The sequence below is a fragment of the Brachybacterium sp. AOP42-C2-15 genome, from assembly GCF_052377065.1.
Lineage (GTDB): Bacteria > Actinomycetota > Actinomycetes > Actinomycetales > Dermabacteraceae > Brachybacterium.
Genome location: NZ_JBQSWK010000031.1, coordinates 29167 through 46256, shown reverse-complemented (window position 1 = coordinate 46256; position 17090 = coordinate 29167). Strand labels below are relative to the sequence as shown.

General features: G+C 63.1%; 18 protein-coding genes and 1 tRNA gene. 3 read left to right on the top strand and 16 right to left on the bottom strand.

The window, feature by feature from the left end; translation table 11 throughout:
• The 5 genes from ACT3SQ_RS15180 to ACT3SQ_RS15160 all read right to left on the bottom strand — a co-directional run.
• Positions 1-671: site-specific integrase (locus tag ACT3SQ_RS15180; protein ID WP_444601309.1), on the bottom strand; the 671-nt coding region annotated here is incomplete at its 3' end.
• Positions 668-853 carry a helix-turn-helix domain-containing protein gene (locus ACT3SQ_RS15175; RefSeq protein ID WP_206424813.1) on the bottom strand — a complete coding sequence of 62 codons (186 nt, stop codon included), beginning with the start codon at positions 851-853 and terminating at the stop codon, positions 668-670. The genes ACT3SQ_RS15175 and ACT3SQ_RS15180, both read right to left, overlap by 4 nt.
• Entirely contained in the window at positions 828-2303 is a 1476-nt protein-coding gene (locus tag ACT3SQ_RS15170) for a replication initiator (protein ID WP_444601308.1), read from the bottom strand. Before ACT3SQ_RS15170 ends, ACT3SQ_RS15175 begins: the two co-directional genes overlap by 26 nt.
• On the bottom strand, positions 2300-3739 hold the full coding sequence (locus tag ACT3SQ_RS15165; RefSeq protein ID WP_444601307.1) for a hypothetical protein: 1440 nt from the start codon (positions 3737-3739) through the stop codon (positions 2300-2302). The genes ACT3SQ_RS15170 and ACT3SQ_RS15165 overlap by 4 nt, the downstream gene beginning before the upstream one ends.
• Positions 3740-3846: 107 nt before the next feature.
• Entirely contained in the window at positions 3847-4266 is a 420-nt protein-coding gene (locus tag ACT3SQ_RS15160) for a plasmid replication, integration and excision activator (protein WP_444601306.1), read from the bottom strand.
• A gap of 132 nt (positions 4267-4398) precedes the next feature.
• Between ACT3SQ_RS15160 and ACT3SQ_RS15155 the strand changes: the two genes are divergently transcribed.
• Positions 4399-5175, top strand: coding sequence for a GntR family transcriptional regulator (locus tag ACT3SQ_RS15155; RefSeq protein ID WP_444601305.1), 777 nt, complete (start codon positions 4399-4401; stop codon positions 5173-5175).
• Positions 5176-6822: 1647 nt separating this feature from the next.
• Here ACT3SQ_RS15155 and ACT3SQ_RS15150 read toward each other — a convergent pair.
• The 5 genes from ACT3SQ_RS15150 to ACT3SQ_RS15130 form a co-directional block, all read right to left on the bottom strand.
• Positions 6823-8061, bottom strand: a complete 1239-nt coding sequence (locus tag ACT3SQ_RS15150) for an AAA family ATPase (protein WP_444601304.1) — start codon at positions 8059-8061, stop codon at positions 6823-6825.
• Position 8062: 1 nt separating this feature from the next.
• Positions 8063-8854: a hypothetical protein gene (locus tag ACT3SQ_RS15145; protein ID WP_444601303.1), complete on the bottom strand. Its 792-nt coding sequence runs from the start codon at positions 8852-8854 to the stop codon at positions 8063-8065.
• Entirely contained in the window at positions 8847-10082 is a 1236-nt protein-coding gene (locus ACT3SQ_RS15140) for a DNA cytosine methyltransferase (protein ID WP_444601302.1), read from the bottom strand. Before ACT3SQ_RS15140 ends, ACT3SQ_RS15145 begins: the two co-directional genes overlap by 8 nt.
• 414 nt (positions 10083-10496) lie before the next feature.
• A complete protein-coding gene (locus ACT3SQ_RS15135) occupies positions 10497-11516 on the bottom strand; it encodes a Kiwa anti-phage protein KwaB-like domain-containing protein (protein WP_444601301.1) in 1020 nt (339 codons plus the stop codon).
• Complete coding sequence (locus tag ACT3SQ_RS15130) at positions 11513-12145, bottom strand: hypothetical protein (protein ID WP_444601300.1); 633 nt, start codon at positions 12143-12145, stop codon at positions 11513-11515. The genes ACT3SQ_RS15135 and ACT3SQ_RS15130 overlap by 4 nt, the downstream gene beginning before the upstream one ends.
• 173 nt (positions 12146-12318) lie before the next feature.
• Between ACT3SQ_RS15130 and ACT3SQ_RS15125 the strand changes: the two genes are divergently transcribed.
• Together ACT3SQ_RS15125 and ACT3SQ_RS15120 are read left to right on the top strand one after the other, a co-directional pair.
• A tRNA-Lys gene (locus ACT3SQ_RS15125) sits at positions 12319-12407 on the top strand.
• Between the two features lie 182 nt (positions 12408-12589).
• Complete coding sequence (locus ACT3SQ_RS15120; RefSeq protein WP_444502191.1) at positions 12590-14209, top strand: hypothetical protein; 1620 nt, start codon at positions 12590-12592, stop codon at positions 14207-14209.
• Here the strand turns inward: ACT3SQ_RS15120 and ACT3SQ_RS15115 are convergent.
• The 6 genes from ACT3SQ_RS15115 to ACT3SQ_RS15090 all read right to left on the bottom strand — a co-directional run bounded on the left by ACT3SQ_RS15115 (position 14206) and on the right by ACT3SQ_RS15090 (position 17090).
• The gene (locus tag ACT3SQ_RS15115) at positions 14206-14541 is read right to left on the bottom strand and encodes a MazG-like family protein (protein WP_441443067.1); all 336 of its coding nucleotides are present in this window, start codon (positions 14539-14541) and stop codon (positions 14206-14208) included. The two genes, ACT3SQ_RS15120 and ACT3SQ_RS15115, sit on opposite strands and share 4 nt — an antisense overlap.
• Positions 14542-14747: 206 nt before the next feature.
• Positions 14748-14963: a hypothetical protein gene (locus ACT3SQ_RS15110; protein ID WP_441443066.1), complete on the bottom strand. Its 216-nt coding sequence runs from the start codon at positions 14961-14963 to the stop codon at positions 14748-14750.
• Positions 14964-14969: 6 nt separating this feature from the next.
• Complete coding sequence (locus tag ACT3SQ_RS15105) at positions 14970-15233, bottom strand: SDR family NAD(P)-dependent oxidoreductase (RefSeq protein WP_441443065.1); 264 nt, start codon at positions 15231-15233, stop codon at positions 14970-14972.
• Positions 15230-15430: an SDR family NAD(P)-dependent oxidoreductase gene (locus ACT3SQ_RS15100; protein WP_441443064.1), complete on the bottom strand. Its 201-nt coding sequence runs from the start codon at positions 15428-15430 to the stop codon at positions 15230-15232. The genes ACT3SQ_RS15105 and ACT3SQ_RS15100 overlap by 4 nt, the downstream gene beginning before the upstream one ends.
• 122 nt (positions 15431-15552) lie before the next feature.
• The gene (locus tag ACT3SQ_RS15095) at positions 15553-16377 is read right to left on the bottom strand and encodes a hypothetical protein (protein WP_441443063.1); all 825 of its coding nucleotides are present in this window, start codon (positions 16375-16377) and stop codon (positions 15553-15555) included.
• The gene (locus ACT3SQ_RS15090) at positions 16374-17090 is read right to left on the bottom strand and encodes an ABC transporter ATP-binding protein (protein ID WP_442332766.1); all 717 of its coding nucleotides are present in this window, start codon (positions 17088-17090) and stop codon (positions 16374-16376) included. The genes ACT3SQ_RS15095 and ACT3SQ_RS15090 overlap by 4 nt, the downstream gene beginning before the upstream one ends.

Genomic DNA, 17090 nt, shown 5'->3' with positions numbered 1-17090 from the left:
AGGTAACCGTTCTCGAGGTCGATGTCGCCCCAGCGGAGGCCCAGTGCTTCGCCGCGACGGAGGCCGAGGCCCACGTACAGCGTCCACAGAGCCTCCCAGGAGCTCCCCTTAGCAGCCTTGAGGAGCTTGCGGGCTTCGTCGGGCGTCAGGGGCTCGACGTCCTGCTTCGGAGGCGTGGGGACGACTACGAGCTTCGCGACGTTTCGGGGCACGAGGTCCTCACGCATCGCGTGCTGAAGCGCCGAACGCAGGATCGCGTGCAGCTGCTTGACCGTGGCCGGACTCTTCCCCTCACGTGACTTGATCGCGAGGAAGGCGCGGATGTCCGACGCCGTGAGCTGGCCGAGCCGCTTCGCACCCAGTACGGGGACGAGGTGATTGCGGATGTACCCCTCGTAGGTCTGGAACGTCGCGGGGCTGAGCCGTGCCTCTTGGACGTCCCGCATCCAGGTCTCGAGGAACTCCTTCACCGTGAGCCGGCTCGGAGTGGCAGCAATGCCGGCGCGGGACTTGTCCTGAAGCGCGGCGAGCTTGTCGTAGGCCTCCTTGCGGGTCTTCCCGTAGACGGCTTTGCGCTTGCGGGTGCCTTCCGGGGTGAGGACGTAGGCAGCGCCTGTCCATCGACCATCTTGGCGACGGTAGACGCTGCCTTCCCCGTTCGAGCGGCTCATGCGACGACGGGAGCCGGTTCGAGATTCTCGACGTAGGCGAGAAGATCGACGGCCTTGATCAGTCGGGAGCGACCGAGCTTGACGCTGGGCAGCTCACCGCAGCGCATCAGGTCGTACACCCGGGTCTTCGAGACGCTGAGCCGATCAGCGACCTCGTCAGCTGTGAAGCAGAGCTTCTCCATGATTCTTTCCTTTCTCGTGGGGTTGACGTGCAGCGCGGCGAGCGTCTTTCCACTCGCGTGCTGCGTCAGCGGCGGAACGGGCAAGTTCGGCATCGCCGGGGGTGAGCCAGCCTTGGCCTACGAAGCGGAATTCGTTGAGCACGACGGTGTGTTCGACGGCGTCGAGGGAGTCGTCGACAGCCACGGGGTTCTCGCGAGTCTCGAGCTGCTCGCGGTCACGGTGGTACTTCCGCCGGGCGTCGCGGAGCGTGCCGAGGGTGGTCGAGAATCGACGGGACTTGCTGGCGAAGTGCCCACGGAAGCCGAGGGCATCGGCCCACTTCCCGAGGAGCGCATAGGGGCTGGAGAACCCGTCAGTGAGGAGCGCCCGGCCGCACAGCTCGAGGCAGGTCTCGCGAAGCTGCTTCAGGTGGCGATTTGGCGTGCCCTCCGTGGCGACATCACCCGCTGACTTGGTGGCGTACTTCGCGAGGTAGGCGGCCACCATCTCGGGGGAGACGTCGCCGTCCTCGTCGGTGTGGCGCTGAACGGGCCGAGCGTCGGCCTGACGTCCGAAGCGGAGCACGCGAGCGGAGTCATAGGCGTCGACCGGAGCAGCATCGACCTCGACGTCCCGCGCGGCCTCGAGACAGCGCTCTGCGAGCCAGGAGGCGGGGACGTCGACAGAGGGGGAAGGGAAGGGCTCCTCGTCCGTCGGAGCGCCGTCGAGCCGCACGAGTGCGTGCAGGTGGATCGCCCCGCGCTTCTGATACTCACCAACCTTGGCGAACTGCACGCGAAGGAGATCCCTCGAAGCTTTCTCGCTCATGCCGAGGTGAGCCGCGACGAGGCGGCGCAGCCGGATCGTGAACCGCCGCCACAGTTCGGGACAGTGCCACTGCCAGACCGTCTGCCCCTCGTAGTCGTAGCAGTCCCGGCACAGCGCCTGACCGACCCGAGCATCATCGACGTCGTGGTGCTCCGTGCAGCGACGAGGGCGACCGTGCTCGCACACCCCCGGCGCAGCGTTGACGGTGCACGGCCGAGGCTGGACACCGGGACGAGTCGACGAGTGCACAGTGCCGAACGAGGGGGCTGTCAGGGTGAGGAACACCAGCGGGTGAGTGGAGACGCTCTCGGGAACCCCCTTATCTCCACCGGAGACGCCTGCCGAGAGGAGGTGCCACATGTCGCCCTGGTACTCGTGGGAGCACGAGGGGCAGCGGGAGGCGCGTCGATTGCCGCAGCGGACGTAGAGAACGCTGTCGGGCAGGTCGCGGCTGTCGAAGGTGTGGAGGTGCTGCCCGGTCCGTCGGTCGAAGGTGCTGGCCTGTCCGAAGAGGCGGACCGGGCGGGAGCAGAACCCGGTCGAGGCGGCCTGCTTGGACCAGTCTTCGAAGCAGTCGGAGAGCATCCGCGTCAGTGCGGTGGGGTCGTCCACGTCGAGGGAGTAGAGATCGGTGTCGCTCACGATGCTGCTCCTTCGGTGTCTGGCTTGGTCCGGGGGCGAGACCGTGAGCTGCGGGGCTTCTCAGTCGGTTCCGGGACGATCACGGGAATCGTCGAGGGTGCGGGGAACCGTTCGGCTGCAGCCCGAATCAGGTCGTCATCGACGAAGGCGGCGCGCACGCGGATCGGTTCCGAGCCGTCTTCGGGAACCACGTAGCCGATGCCTGGCGAGGCGAGCGGGATCTTGTGGCAGAGGGCGCCGGAAGCGACCGCACCGTCACCGAGGACCATGGAGGTCTCCTCGCGATCGCGGAGCCGGAGTCCGACCATCTGGGTGAAGAGGCCACGGTTGGGGATCGTCTCCTTCCGGGGATCCTGGAGGCAGGCGACCACGGTGTAGCCGACGGCGCGGCCCTGGGAGCAGAGCAGCGACATCGCGGTGCGGGCGCGGGACTTGAGGTCGCGGTCTTCGATGTACGACGTGAGAGCGGCGACCTCGTCGATGAGGACGACGACGAGGGGTTCGTCGGCGCTTGCTGTGTGCTGGCGGGTGTTCCCGGCCATTCGTTCGAGGCGAGCACTCATGGCGTCGACCGCCTCTTCGAGGACCACCACAGCTTCAGCGGGAGTCACGGCGTAGCGGGTGAACAGGTACTTGCCCATTCCCAGCTCGACGCCGCCCTTGAGGTCGATCCCGTGGACCTGTGCTTCACCGCGAGCAATGGCGGGAGCGAGACCGATGGTGACGCCCCAGACCAGGGACGCCTTCCCGGAGCCGGAGGAGCCAGCGACGAGGGTGTGCGTGCCTGCGACGCGGAGCCACCAGTCTTCGTCTCGCGTGTCGACGCCCATCCATACAGAGCGCGCGTCCCACGGCTCTTCGGCGTCAGGGAGCCCGCGGGCAACAGTCTCGGCGAGGGCATCGCCGAAGGTGAAGCTGAGAGTGGGGGAGAGGTCTCCGGTCACTCGGAGGTTCGTCGCGCCTACCGTGGTTCGAAGGCGCTCCGTGACGGCCTGGAAGTCCTCCACTGTTTGACCGGTTAGCAGCCCTGGTATGAGGACGAGTTCGCCGCGCTGCCAGCGCTTGCTTGCAATGGTGGGAACGCGAGTGTGCTTCTGCCCCGCGCGATCGATGCTGATGGAGGAGAGCCCGCACTCTTCCATGAGCAGCGGCCAGGTCTCGAGCAGGTCGAGCCAGAGTTCCCGGCGCTGGAGCGGGCGAGAGATTGCCTTGAAGTATGTCTCTGGGTAGAACCGGGCCCAGAGCACGAAGTAGAGCGCGATGGCACCTACGACCGCGAAGGGCTTCCAGCTCACGAGGAGGTCGGCCGCGAGCCAGGTGAACATCCCGACGACGAACCAGAACCGGTGGAACCAGCGCACGTGACCCCACAGGGCCGTAGCGATCCAGCGCAGTTCGGCGAGGCCGAAGCGGAAGGCGAGGGAAGCGGTGTGCATGGCTCACGCACCTCCGAACGCCAGCTGCCAGCTGAGCGGGACGACCTGCCAGAGCAGGATCCCGATCGCAGCGACATTGAACAGACGCATCGCCTTCCGCTCCATGATCACGCCGCCTCGGTGCTCGAGGTGCGAGCGGAAGCCTTGGCCTCGGCAAAGCCCGTGGCACGCAGCGAGTACGCGATCTTCGGGAAGTTCCCGTTGGTGTCGACGTACGGCGTGAGGGTGAGCCCCTCGAAGGCGACTGCGCGGAAGGGGCCGGTGGTCGGTCCCTTGGGCGGTACCGGCTGATGGTCGGCGGAGACCTTCACGGTCACCTCGGCCTGTCCCTTGCGGCTCTCGGGGTCCGGATCGAGCACCCGGACCTGCCAGACACGCAGGCCCGAGATCTTGTCCCGCTGCTGGGGGTCGACCTCGCCGGCCCTCTTCTTGTCGAAGTCATCTGCGGCGATGACCTCACCGATCATGTATGCGCCCTGGGGGAACACGTCCTCCATCTGGATGGGGAAACGGGTCTGGACTGCCATGGTCACTCCTAGTGATTGGACAACGTCAGAAGTTATCCCTAGTGATAACTTCTGAGTTGAGCCTCGCATGGGTGGCGGACCGTGTCAACTAGGGATAGCCTTACGACTCCAGCTACACCTAGGTGAGGACCGATGGTCGCCAAGTTCATGCAGATCGCTGACGAGCTACGCGCTCGAATCGATGAGGGGGAGTACCCCGAGCAGTCCGCGTTGCCCAAGCAGGCCGAGCTCGCTCAGGAGTTCTCTGTCAACGTCAATACGATGGCCTCGGCGCTGAAGCTTCTCGAGCGCGAGGGCCGCGTGCAGTCGAGAAGGAGTCGTGGGACGGTCGTCCTCCCGAAGGTCCCACTCCAGAAGGGTGGATCCACGTCGTACCACCGGAGCCAGTGGACCACTCGGCGCTCGGACAGCACCGTTCAACGGTCCAACTCTGGAGAGAGCGCTGTTCCTACCGAGCTGACGACTGTCGGGGTCGCCTCCGTGGACGAGGGCATGGCGAAGCGGCTGAATATGGTGCCGGGAGATGACCTGGTGATCCGTGTGAGCGTTATTCGTGACTCCGATGGAGCCGTAACTCAAGTTCTAAAAAAGCACTATGCGTACGCAATAGCCAAAGGAACCCTGCTGATGAGCGAGGAGTCCGGTCCGGCAGACACCTGGCGAGAATTTCGCATCTTGACCGATGTTGGTTTTGAACCCGTGACCATTGACGAACGGCTGCATTCACGTCTTCCGGATGCAGACGAAACCAGGCTAATGGAAGTATCGGTCGGGGAGCCTATTGTCGAAGTTCGACGCCGAGTATATTCTGCTTCGGCATTCCCTATTGAGTACTCGGTAGCACTTTATCGGGCAAGCCGGTTTCAGTGGAACTATACATTCGAGGTCGCAACAGGGGGTCAGTCATGACTATTCGAAGTATCGGCGAGCACCGCCGGCGCCGCTCCATGGAAGATGGAGATGTGTCTAGTTTAGCTCTGGAGCCGATCGGATCCTTCAGCTCAAGGGTGACTCGAGACGCAAATGCTATCGAGCGAAACGGGGAGTCGGTCTTCGCGATGAATGACGTCCCAAGCGGATGTGCGAGCACGGAGACCATCGAGATTATGTTCGCCGATGGAACGTGGATGCTGTGCGATAGTCAGGAGCTAATGCCGCTGCAGAGGTCTGAGTCTTGATTGTCAGATATCATGAAGCACTCGCGTCGGAGCGCAGAGAAAATTGAACTGCAAACAATATTTTCCGGCAAGTCATTCCTTGTGTACTAACGGGGGTATTTCCAACTCCGCGTCAGCTTTCGACATCCGGGCAATGTCCCATCGATATTTGGGTCGGACAAAATTCGCGACGAGCTGAGTGATACTCTCCGGACTGGCCAACCCGACCGTAACTCCTCCGAGGGCGCGCTCTCGATGGACCGGAACGAGCTCTCGCGGTCCTATCGAGAGGCCTGTGACCTCTCGGAAGGCGGGCGCGAGCTGTTGAGCATAGAACGCTGCCTGATACTGCCCGTGGGCAACGTAGCCCGGATCGAGACTCTCGCTTGGGAACTTGCACTCAAGGACCAGCGCGCGGTCCCCAGCCCTCGCAAGCAGGATGTCTGGGCGGATATTCCGCGCTTGGAAAGGGAACCCCTCGCTCGAGGTAAGCGTGGCAGCCAGCGCACGGTAACCGTCCGTTAATCCGTATTCCGCCCAGCAATTTGCTGCCTCGCACCAAAGCTCCCAAGGGTCCTCACCGGGCATCTGAAGTTGATAGACGGGACCGCGCGTCATGTAGCCGATTGGACGCAAGCTGGTGACCGTCATTCCGAGGGACTGGGCGCAATCCAGGATGAGCCCGAGAACACTCAGCTGGAACAGTGACTCAGGGAAACCGTCCGGGCGCAGCAACCGTCGTGCGAGCGCCTCTGAGCCGCCTCTATCCAATGCCGTGAAGACTTCTGCCACGTCAGCGACGGCATTCCATGGCCAGCCTGCGCCTCGAACAGCACGTATTGTCTCCCGTGAAGGTCTGGACTCGTCAGACTCTTCGAGGAGTTCCAGGATCGGAAGTGTTTGGCGGATCTTCGCCTCAACGTCACTGGCAAGCGCCTCAGGGCCATCTACTACCGGACCAACCAGGCTCTGGGAAGCAGCAAAGGCGTCCTCGAGGCGGCCGAGCGTCCACGCGAGTACGGACAGCGTTCCCTGATCGGTTGAACGGTGCCTCCGACGAATCGCGAAGGTGTCCGGGGGCCACCCACGACGTCGGGTCTTTCCCCAGTCAACTCGAGTTTTCGGGACGTCCGACCAGAACCTGTGTCTGTGCGAGAGTGTCGGCAGGTGGTCCTGCCACCCTTTGGCATTTTTCGGCCAGCGGCGAAGGAGTGGACTGCACTCAAGGAGTAGTATTCTCATCGCTCTCTGTTCGACATCCTTGGCGGACCACTTCCGGGCCAGAGAATCTGGCGCTACGGCCGCGATAGCGTTGAAGAGGTTTCCGGTTCCAGACCACTCTGATAGAACTCGAAGAAGTCCGTCTTCATGAATCGCCAGGCCAGATGAGTTAGTCACATCAAGCTCTCATCGCAAACAGGCTCTCCTTCACCCAAGCCCAATTGGCAGGGTTCAGAGCTTTGTTGGCGGCGATGCTCATACTGAGCTCGTCGAGAAGATCCGGTTCATACTTGGAAACAAGGTTGCCAACGGAGATAAGGTACGCCTCGGCGAGAAGATCCTCAAGTAATTCCGAGCTGCGCCCGCCGTAGTCTGCGCTTGAATCTCCTTCGGACTCCGGTGCCGCAACCATCACTCCCTGCTCAGAGGAGTGTGCTTCGCCTGCCGGTCGCATCTGGACAGGATTGTTGTCGGCACTTACACCGTCGTAAGCAGCCATCTGCAAGCCCTTCTCGACGTACGCAGGCACGTCTACAAGCAGGCCTGGGCCGATCTGAGCGTCTTCCACCGCCAAATGCGCCGCATACAGTCGCGTAACTCGCTCTGTGAACCAGTCCAACAAACTCTCATCTACGACGTGGCCTGCGATGATGCGTTCGAAATCAGCCCTCGAAGCGGGAGGGACGGGCACGTGCTTGAAGCGACGACTAAGTGCTTGGCCCATCCGGAAAACTCGCTGCGCGTCCACTGCGTTGTACGTTCCGAGCACGCGCCACTCGGTTCCTGCCGAGTACTCAATAGAAGGCGGGGTATCGATCTCGCGAACCTCGGACTCGGCCTGCTCTATCCAATCAAGGTATACGGGCACAGCCGGCTTATCGATTTGCCTCCTGCTGCCCACCCTTACTTTCTTTCCCGAAAGCCAGGTGAGGACGCCGCCTAAGACTCGATCCATATCGGCCCTGTTCGTCTCGTCGAGAACCAGCCACTGATTGAGTCTTATTGCCTGGAGAAGGTCGCCTTCTACACTGCTTATTTCGCCGTTCTCGACCGTCTCGCCAAGCACGAGCTTTTCGAAGGTCCACTCTTCTTCGGGTGTAACCCACGAGGTATCGATCCCATCGCTAGTGAATCCAAATCTCGCCGGGTCCCGATCGATCTTGTCGACGATCTGTTCAAGAATCTCGGTCTTCCCGGTACCGGGAGGGCCGACGAGAAGAACCGCACGCGAAGAGGCAATGGCTACTTCCACCATGCGTTCCACTCGTGCCGCTAGCTGGATCTCCACGACTCGGGACACATTGCGGCGAGCTGAAGCCGCTTCTCTGCGACGATAGCGCTCATAAGCCTCTACGCCTTCGAGCGCTGCTGCGCGGAGGCGTTCAAAGGACTCTGTGTCGGCGAAGGGATTGCTCAAACTATGCCTCCAGGCGTCCGAGATCGAAGGCAATTCTTCGCAAGGTTTCCAAATGTTCGGGACCATCGTTGATAAATTGCTCGACAGTCATTCCCTTGAGGGCGAAAAAGGTAGCCAATTCCTTCTTTACCGTTGTGTTTCGGACCATCCTAAGCTTGGCTCCATTCCCTTCATCGTATGTCGAGATGTCTAGGTCGCCGATTTTGAGCACGGGTTCAGACATGAGTCCCCGCTCTTCCCAATGTTCAGGAGTTGCGGCGGGCCAGTCTTCCAGGGCCTTCCTCGACTCGCCGGAAACTACTTCAAGCGCGCGAGTCCGAATAAGTTGCGAGGCGCTACCCATCTGATTATGATTCTGCGTTCCCTGGTAGTGACTACCCAAACCACAGGCAATGAGTCCGAGAGATGGGAAACCTATGGCGCGCACACGCCACCCTTTGTTGCTCCGAGGCCGCTCCATCAGCGAAAGCAAATGAATCTGAAAGCTGACGTACTGGATCGGCCCTACGACTTCACTGTATCTCTCTTCCGACACACCATTTTCCTGAAGCCAGTTACGGAAGTCCTTCTGGCACTCCACCCGGTAGAGGTTTCTGTGCGCACCTTGCCCATAGGGGTTGACGCTAACGTCGGCGCCCCAGGCATCCGGTACGAATCGTTCGCTAATGACAGGGAGTGCGTCGACCCAAGCGGCCTCAGCGCGCGATTCCGAGCGAGATGAGAGGAAGGAGGCCACTGGGCCGAGGTCCCAGCTCTGCTCAGAGTTCGGCATCGTGAGCTGGCCGTCAGTCATCGAGCATCGTCTTGATAGCTTGTCCGACCGCTTCGGCGAATAGCGGGGGCACCGCATTACCGACTTGCGAACAGCGGGCAACATCAAACTTCCGCCTAGGTCCGTTAATCGTGTATCGACCCTTGAAGTGGAAGTCGTCGGGGAACGATTGGAGTCGCGCCATCTCCCGTACAGTGATGTTTCGTGGTTCACCGTAGTGAATAAACTCGTCAGGATGCGTGGTAATGGTTGACACGGGTGCGTCAGGGTCGATAAGAACCTTCTTGTCCTTCTTTGTGCCCATTGAAACAAGGAAGCTCTTAGACAAGCGCCCCTTAGGCTGCGTCTCGTGGGCGCTCTTGTAGAGCTCAAGGATTCGCTCGCCGTGCTTTGTGTAACGGTGTGAGTCGGGCACGTCGCCGGCCAGAGTGCCCTTGCGCATGATCTTTGCGTAGGCGCTTACGGGAGCCCCGTAACTTGAAGTTTCAAACTTCGGCGAGTCCGGGGACGGCTGACGGTCCTTTGCGTTGAAGAGGTCGCCTAGTGCCTCTCCTGCGGTTACCGCGCGATCAAGCGGAAGGCCGTGGGAGCGGAGGTGTTCCTGCTGGATATCTTCCAGATGGCGGAAGAAATCGGTAGGCGACAAGCCCAGATCCTTCCGTACGCCAATGATCACTGCCCGCTTGCGGATCTGTGGAACGCCGAACTGGCTTGCGTTCGCGATTCCGAAGTCCGCGCTGTAGCCAAGAGATTCAAATGCAGCGACAACTTCATCTGCAACCGAGGTGGTGGCGCCTTCGCGGGGCCGAGACTTGAACGCTCGAGTGATGCCCTCGACGTTCTCGATTAGTGCAATCTTTGGGCGTACGGCGTCGACGACTTCCAGCAGCCGATGGACAAGGTGATTGCGTTCGTCCGCTCCGTTGCGCGACCCGCCAACCGAGAAGCCCTGGCAGGGAGGGCCGCCTGCGACTAACGTCACTGTGCCCCGAAGCGTTCGTAGGCGCTCGACGTTCTCCGGAGAGCTCATAAATGAGTCGATGTCGTGTGGGGCTTGGTCGACCCAGTCGGGCCACTCCTCATACGCCTTATAGGGCGCGTCCTTGTCGACCAGGTTGCTGCGCAACGTGTCGAAGGCCATGGGGTCGCGCTCGATGGCGAAGATACCCTTCCAGCCTGCTTGGTGAAGCCCCAGCGACAAGCCGCCGGACCCCGCGAAGAGGTCGATGCTTGTCAGGTCGTCGGACATGCTCGGTACTCCTTCAGTTGCGGCTCGATCACCGAGCCTTCTACTTCACCCTCAGTATGAGGCACGCGTTCGCGGCGGGCGCGAGGACACCCCGGGTGTGACTGGGCACGCCTCGTGTGTGCCCGTCATTAGGTGAACTCCACCATGAGGCACCGACAGCTGACCGTGCCGAGGACTTCGCTGCAGTGCGCCACGCAAGCAGTAGTTCCATCGGTCCGTGAGAACTTTCTCTACTCTTTCAAGCGCCGGCTTCGCCGGCTGGGCGGTGACTGCGGGCCGAGGTCCTCGCTGCGCTGCGGTCCTCGGCCTACAGCCACCGCCCTCGCGGGTAGGGCCCAGGGTCGTTGGTCGCTCCAGCCCATGCCCCTGCCGCACCTGAGACTCGCTGGTGCAACGCCCGCCTGCGGTTGACTGTTATGACAGCTTCGAAAAAGCTTGTGCTTGGCGAACCGCTCCGTCAAAAGGCCCCTTCCAAAGCCGTTGCTCTAAGAGGTGCAAAAACGACGGGACGTCAGACTCTGGAACGCCGATCTCCGAGTCAACTATTGAGATATTGTGGTTAATCTCCTTTATTTCGGCTAGGTAGCTTTCCAGCTTCGTGGCGGTAATCGAGTTGAGATATGCCAGGCGGGATACTCGCCGAATCTGCTGGGCCGCTCGCACGCCGTTTTTTCCGACTTTGGTTATTGCTTCCACCGCGTCACCGTTCAATTGCAAAGGAAGCGACTTTTGTATATTTCCCACAAACGAGGGTACCGCCTTATTTAACGCTTCCACGTCGGAAAAGAGGTGAAGGAAGTTGTCGGGGTGCCAAATCAATACATCGTCACCTCGAACCGCAAAGTCGAATCGCTCCTCGACTTTGAATAGCGGCTCTTCCAGCTTTCGGAGCATGTCGGACTGACGCATGTAGAATCTATTCTTCGTTGACACTCGGACACCCTGCGGCTTGCGGATGAATGCGACGTCTTCGCCGTGAGTGTCTTTCCCAACCACGACGTAGAATACATATTTCCCCTCCGCTACATCGGCGGGCGTTAGTCTTTCGTCTGATCGTCGCGATTTTACTATTTGCTCCAGTAGTGATGCCGATACGGGCTCCTCATCCTGGGCGGTCGAACCGCCGCCCGTGGATTCTGGCTTCTGTCCGGCGCTACCCTCGTCGACGGGATCAAGCGCGAGCCCGAGAATGCTCTTGAGTGAGCCGATAAAATGCTGTCCCTGGCTGAGAAGTTCCGTTTCCGAATACGGCAGTGCGTCTTCTGAAGTAATTCGTTCCGCCGCCATGTTTGCAAAGCTTTGAAGGGCGTCCAAGGCGTCTTTTGCGACATGGACTCGCGTGGCGGTAACAAGTCCTGACTGGGGCGGGTTGCCTAGAAGGAAGAGCGGCGTGCTATCCGACAGGGATAGATCTTTCCAGCTGAACGAAGTCACGTAGTTCTCTCCTTGATGCTGAGGTATATGCCGTGTCGGCCTGACATGCGATATTCATTGCCCACTTCGGGACGCCGCCTGCCAATGAGGAGCGAAGTCGAGTGTTCAAAATCTTCGGATTCCACTCGCCATATCTTCAATCCGAGCATGAAGAATAGGGGATTAATTGCGATCATGTTGGTTCCCGAGAGCACGAGTATGTATATAATACTGAAGATTACGTACATTGCAATCTCCTGCCAACCTGAGGGCTGTTGGGTGACCAGGAATGGAAAGACAAAAGACACTAGGTATGCGGCGGCTTCGGGGCCGGCATCCTCCACCCTGGATATTATTGGCGCGAACGACTCTGTACCGGTTGATCGGAATGCAAAATACACTGTAGCAAGGAAGCCGATAGTTGCAATTCCTGCGAAGATGGAAAATGCCACCCAGTCGGGTCCGGCAAACCTGACTGAAAGCAGGATTGACAGTGGCGTAAGTGACGAGAGGGCAAGAGCTATCCTGTCGATTGACAGGCCGATGTTCTCGGTGCGCCGAACTGTTTTATTAATTGGAGCTCGGGGCGCGCCAGACGGATCGGTTGCGTCTGATTGACGCGAATCGTCACCACGCGAGTCTCTCTCCATGTCCAGAAGGTAGCAGAATGGGGTGACACTTGTCGGTGCTGGAAGGCTGGGTGTCCCTGCCCGCAGGGTGTACCGGCTCGCGGTTGCTGCGTGGCGCGCGAGACGTGATTGCAGTTGACAGCAACGCTGACAGCAACGCGACGGTGTCCGGTCGGCTCGCTCGAGCCGGATCGGGGCGATGACCTGGTGAAACGTGTCCGCTCGCACCTGTCCTGACGGACTTTTAATCCGCGGGTCGAGGGTTCGATCCCCTCCGGGCCCACGACTAGCCCCCTGTGCTGGAGCGACGGATGGCGTATCGCCCAGGTCTGAGGGTTTTCCGTTTCTCCTCCGTCCGCTGACCTCGATGGTGCCTGCCTCGGTTCGGAAACGTGCCACCGGCTAGGCTCGATACCGGGGTACAGGACCGCGCCCACGAAGGCCGGTCACGCGAGAGGGGAACACATGTCGCAGGCGAACCATCCCTACGGCGATAGGGGAGACCAGGGCCATCCGGGCAGCGGACAGCCGGGCAACCATTCCGGATCGTATGGGTACGGCCAGGTCCCGCCGGCTCCCGAGCCCTACGGCTCCGTCCCGCCGGGCCCGCCATCCGGCCCGCCGCCCGGATCGCCAGCCCCGTTCAGCTCGGCGCCGTCCGCCTCGCCGGGGCCCTGGGCAGCCTCCGCCCCGTCAGCGTCGGCGGCACCGCCGCACCCGCAGGCACCGCCCCACGCCCAGGGGACGCAGACACTGTCTGCGGCGCAAGCCGGCGCCGCCCTGCAACGGTTCGGTATCGGCAACCCTCTCCCCACCTTCGTGGTCGGCGCGCTCGCCTACGTCATCGCCCTCGGTGCTGCGCTGCTGGTGATCGTCTCGGCCATCGCCGTCGTGCTCACCCTCGACACCGGCGATCTGGCCGGGGGTACCACCTCGCCGACCGGCGGTGCGACCGCGCCCTCGGGAGATGGCGGGTGGCGGGCGATCGTGGGCCTGGTGGGAATCCCGTTCCAGCTGGTCTCCCTCGCCTCCTTCGGCTCCTATGACATCGAACTGAGCCTGGGTTTCCTGGGCGGTGCCACGATGAGCTGGCGGGGATTGCCGCTCCTGATCACCGTCGCGATGGTGGCGACAGCCTTTTTCGCCGCGCGTCTCGTCCAGCGCCGCTGGAGCTCGAACGGAGCGCTCGGCGCCCTGCTGTGGTCGGGTTTCTCCGGGCTCGCAGTGGCGATCTTCGCCGTGATCGCCACGCGCGTCACCGCGTTCGCGATCGAGGACGATTCGCTGGGGATGGCGCTCTCGATGCACTCCGCCGGGGCCGACATGTTCTTCGGCACCTGGGCACTCATCGCGCTGCCGCTGTTCCTGGGGCATGTGGCGGGGAGCGAGAAGCCCGCCTGGTGGCCGCTGGTGGCGGATCTCGCCGCCGCGCCCCGGCTCGCGCTCCTGCACGCCCTGGCATTCGCCATCCCGGTCGGGGTGCTGATCGTGGTCGGCGGAGCGATCGCGATGATCATCGACGGGGAGGCGCGATCCGTGCTGCCCCTCCTGCTTTCGCTCCCGATCTGGGGACTGACCGGCCTCGCCCTGCTGCCGGGGCTCGGGATGCTGTCCGTGCCGGTGCATATGAACCTGCAGGGCAACGTCGAGGATTTCGGGCTGGAGCGCTCCAACGAGTTCCTGTGGTTCTTCGACCTGCCCTGGTACGGATGGATCCCCATGGTGCTGATCGCTCTGCTGATGCCGGCGGCGGTCGCGCTGCTGTGGAACCGGGACCGCGAACTCGTGAAGGGGAACATCCTCGCGCAGGCCGCCTCCTGGGCGGCGCTCCCGCTCGCCTACTTCGGAGGCTCGGTGATCCTGCTCGCGCTGGTCTGGACCAGCACCCAGGCCCGGATGGGGATGATGGGCAACGTCGTCGTCGACGTCGGCCTCGCCCTCTGGATGCCTCTGGTCGCGTTCTTCCTCGGGCTGTTGGTCGAGGTCCTCGCCCGGTTCGGCGCGCCGTTCGTGGACCGCTTCGTGCCCGGGGTGCTCGTGAACTGGTTCCGACGCTCAGCGCGGGCGCGCCGCGCGAGTGACTAGTCCCGCAGGCCGGCGCGGCGCAAGGTCGCGGCGACCTTGTCGCTGAGCAGCGCCAACGACCGTTCATCGTGACCGCGCAGGTGCTCGAGCGCCGCCAGCGCCGTGATCACCACGTCCAGCAGCTCCTCCTCGACATCCGCTGAGCTGTGGGTGACGCCCTTGCGCGGGTTCTGGCCGGTCGCACCGATGTGCGCGGAGACCACCTCGCCGGCCTCCTCGGTGATCTTCGCCAGCCGGGCCCAGGTCGCGGCCTCCGGATCGCGGTGCGCGTTGCCGTCGTCGATCCAGCGGCTGAGCTCGGCGATCCCGTGTGCGGTGTCGTGGCAGTCCATGCGGCCAGTCTCCTGCATAGCGGCGCCGAGCATGCGCCCGTCGAGAGCAGTTCTAGAGGGTGCACCGTCTGCGCTGCGAGCTGCGCCCCCAGCGGGACGGCGCCGGCGCCCGGCGGATCGCGGGGGAGTGCGACTGCGGCCGGCGACCGGTGGCCCGCTCCTGGTCGCCACCAGCTTCTCCGTGCTCGGCATCGTCGCCGCCGTGATCATGGTGCTGGTCGTGCTGCTCGCCCTGAACCCTGCGAACTGGACGGACCCGGCCCCACGAAGCCGTCCATCGTGTGGTTGACGCCCAGCAGATCCAGGCCGCGGTCGAAGAGCCGCACCGGCAGGATCCGCGCCGCCGGGAGCAGCCGGGCGAGCCACGGGGTGATGATCTGCTCTTTCCCGCGCTCGATCGCCGTGAGCGCGCTGCGTGCCACCTCCTGCTACGTCAGGATCGGCAGCAGGCGGGGGAACTTCGTGCTCGCCCCCTCGAACATGTCGGTGTCGATGTCGAACGGGCACATCACGAAGGTCCCCACGGCGCTGGAGTCCGCCCGCAGCTCAGCCCGCAGCGACTCGGTGAATCCGACTGCGGCCCACTTGCTCGCGGAGTAGTCCGTCTGCCGGGCGACCCCGGCCAGCCCCGCGGCGCTGGCGATGGTGCCGTGCTCGCGCTCGAGCATCCCGGGCAGGAAGGCGCGCGTCACCAGAACAGGGCAAGGGTGTTCAGCTCGAAGGTGCGGCGGATGTCCTCGTCGCTCGCCTCCAGCAGCCGCGTGCCGGTGATGATGCCGGCATTGTTGATCACCACGTCCTGCGGGCCCGCCACCAGTGCGGCGGCGGCGACCTGCTCGCGGACGGTGATGAGCACGCGGGCCTCGCGCAGGGGTGTTCCGTGGTACATCCTCGTACTCCTCGGGAGGCGGTTCGAATGCTCCTCAGCGAAGTAGGAGGGCCGCCCCCTCGTCGGGGCGGCCCTCCGTCGTGCGTTTCCTCAGGCATCCAAGCCCTCGGGCATCACGCTCCTCATACGAGGCTGACCTTGCTCCTCCAGGAGTGGACGCTGCGCACGAGGCACACCAGCGTCATCAGCAGGATCACCGGCAGGAACCCGATCGGCATGATGTCGTCCGTGCTGGTGGATCCTGCCGCCATCTCGCTGAACACGGACCAGTGCACCACCCCGAGGCTCCCGTCGACCATCGCGATGCCCCAGGGGAGGGCGGCGATCCCGAGGAAGATGAGGACCTGCGAGGCGAGGTAGAGACCGAGGAAGACCACCACGGGGCCGCCGAGGCCGAGCCGGTTCAGCGGGGTCTCGCTGCCCACCGAGGCGGCGAAGAAGTACTGGATCGGCCAGACCAGGATCATGCCCACGAAGAGCACGATGCCGGCGATCAGGAGCGGCGTCGAGGTGACCGCCGCGCCCGTGCTCCACAGCTGCTGGATGACGGAGAAGGGGTTGCGATCGGTCCCCATCTGCCCGCCGATGACGGGCCAGGCGGCGAACAGCAGGCCGAAGGCCACCAGCAGCCCGGCGAGGGAGATCAGCAGCGCCCATAGCAGCTTGGCCGCATAGATCGTGGCCCCGCGCACGGGGAGGGACTGGGTGAAGTATCCGGTGCGGCTGTAGCTGGACTGCCAGTAATGGATGGTCAGGGCGATCTGCAGCGCCGGGATCAGCCCGGTGAGCGGGACCACCACCATCAGCATTCCGATCAGGGAGATCACGGGCCAGCCGGTGGCGGTCAGCGCGGTGCCCGCAGCGACCAGCAGCAGGACGATCGCGCCGATGGTGCCGAGCAGCCCACGGGTGCGCAGCCATTCGTGCTTCATGAGGGTGGTGATCATCGGTACGTCTCCTTGAAGATCTCATCGAGGCTGGCCCCGTGCGCGGCGCGGAGGTCGTCGGCCTCGCCGGCGAGGACCACGGAGCCGTGCCGCATCATGACCACCGAGTCGAGGATCGGCTCGAGGTCGTGGATCAGGTGGGTGGAGATCAGCAGCAGCGAGTCCTCCTCGAGGGTGCCCAGGATCCCGTCGAGGATGATCTGGCGGGCGGCGGGGTCGACGCCGCTGATCGGCTCGTCCAGCAGGAACACCTCGGCCCGGCGGGACATCGCCAGCGCGATCTGGACCTTCTCCCGCATGCCCTTGGACATCGCCTTCAGGCGCATCGACTCGTCGAGTCCGAAGAACCGCAGGAGCTCGTGGGCCTTCGCGGCGTCGAAGTCCTCGAAGAAGTCGCTGTACAGGTCCACGCAGTAGCGCGCTCGGGCCCCGTCGGGCAGGAAGCTGGTGTCGGGGAGGAAGGAGACCTTTGCCTTGGAGGCCGGGCCCGGGACCAGGCCCGCGATACGGGCCTCTCCCTGGTAGTCGCTGATCACGCCGGCGAGGATCTTCATCAGCGTGGTCTTGCCGCATCCGTTCTCGCCCAGCAGGCCGATGATCCGGCCTCCTTCGAGCTCGAGATCCAGGGAGTCGATCGCTGTGATCCGACCAAAGGTCTTGGTCAGCCCCCTGGTGGAGATCAGAGGGTGCTTCGCATGCTCAGGGATGGTCAT

Bases quoted from the DNA above. Each gene is read 5' to 3' on its own strand.
- ACT3SQ_RS15175 (WP_206424813.1), bottom strand. From the start codon at position 853: ATGGAGAAGCTCTGCTTCACAGCTGACGAGGTCGCTGATCGGCTCAGC.
- ACT3SQ_RS15165 (WP_444601307.1), bottom strand. From the start codon at position 3,739: ATGCACACCGCTTCCCTCGCCTTCCGCTTCGGCCTCGCCGAACTGCGC.
- ACT3SQ_RS15160 (WP_444601306.1), bottom strand. From the start codon at position 4,266: ATGGCAGTCCAGACCCGTTTCCCCATCCAGATGGAGGACGTGTTCCCC.
- ACT3SQ_RS15155 (WP_444601305.1), top strand. From the start codon at position 4,399: ATGGTCGCCAAGTTCATGCAGATCGCTGACGAGCTACGCGCTCGAATC.
- ACT3SQ_RS15145 (WP_444601303.1), bottom strand. From the start codon at position 8,854: ATGACTGACGGCCAGCTCACGATGCCGAACTCTGAGCAGAGCTGGGAC.
- ACT3SQ_RS15140 (WP_444601302.1), bottom strand. From the start codon at position 10,082: ATGTCCGACGACCTGACAAGCATCGACCTCTTCGCGGGGTCCGGCGGC.
- ACT3SQ_RS15130 (WP_444601300.1), bottom strand. From the start codon at position 12,145: ATGGAGAGAGACTCGCGTGGTGACGATTCGCGTCAATCAGACGCAACC.
- ACT3SQ_RS15120 (WP_444502191.1), top strand. From the start codon at position 12,590: ATGTCGCAGGCGAACCATCCCTACGGCGATAGGGGAGACCAGGGCCAT.
- ACT3SQ_RS15115 (WP_441443067.1), bottom strand. From the start codon at position 14,541: ATGGACTGCCACGACACCGCACACGGGATCGCCGAGCTCAGCCGCTGG.
- ACT3SQ_RS15100 (WP_441443064.1), bottom strand. From the start codon at position 15,430: ATGTACCACGGAACACCCCTGCGCGAGGCCCGCGTGCTCATCACCGTC.
- ACT3SQ_RS15095 (WP_441443063.1), bottom strand. From the start codon at position 16,377: ATGATCACCACCCTCATGAAGCACGAATGGCTGCGCACCCGTGGGCTG.
- ACT3SQ_RS15090 (WP_442332766.1), bottom strand. From the start codon at position 17,090: ATGACCATCCCTGAGCATGCGAAGCACCCTCTGATCTCCACCAGGGGG.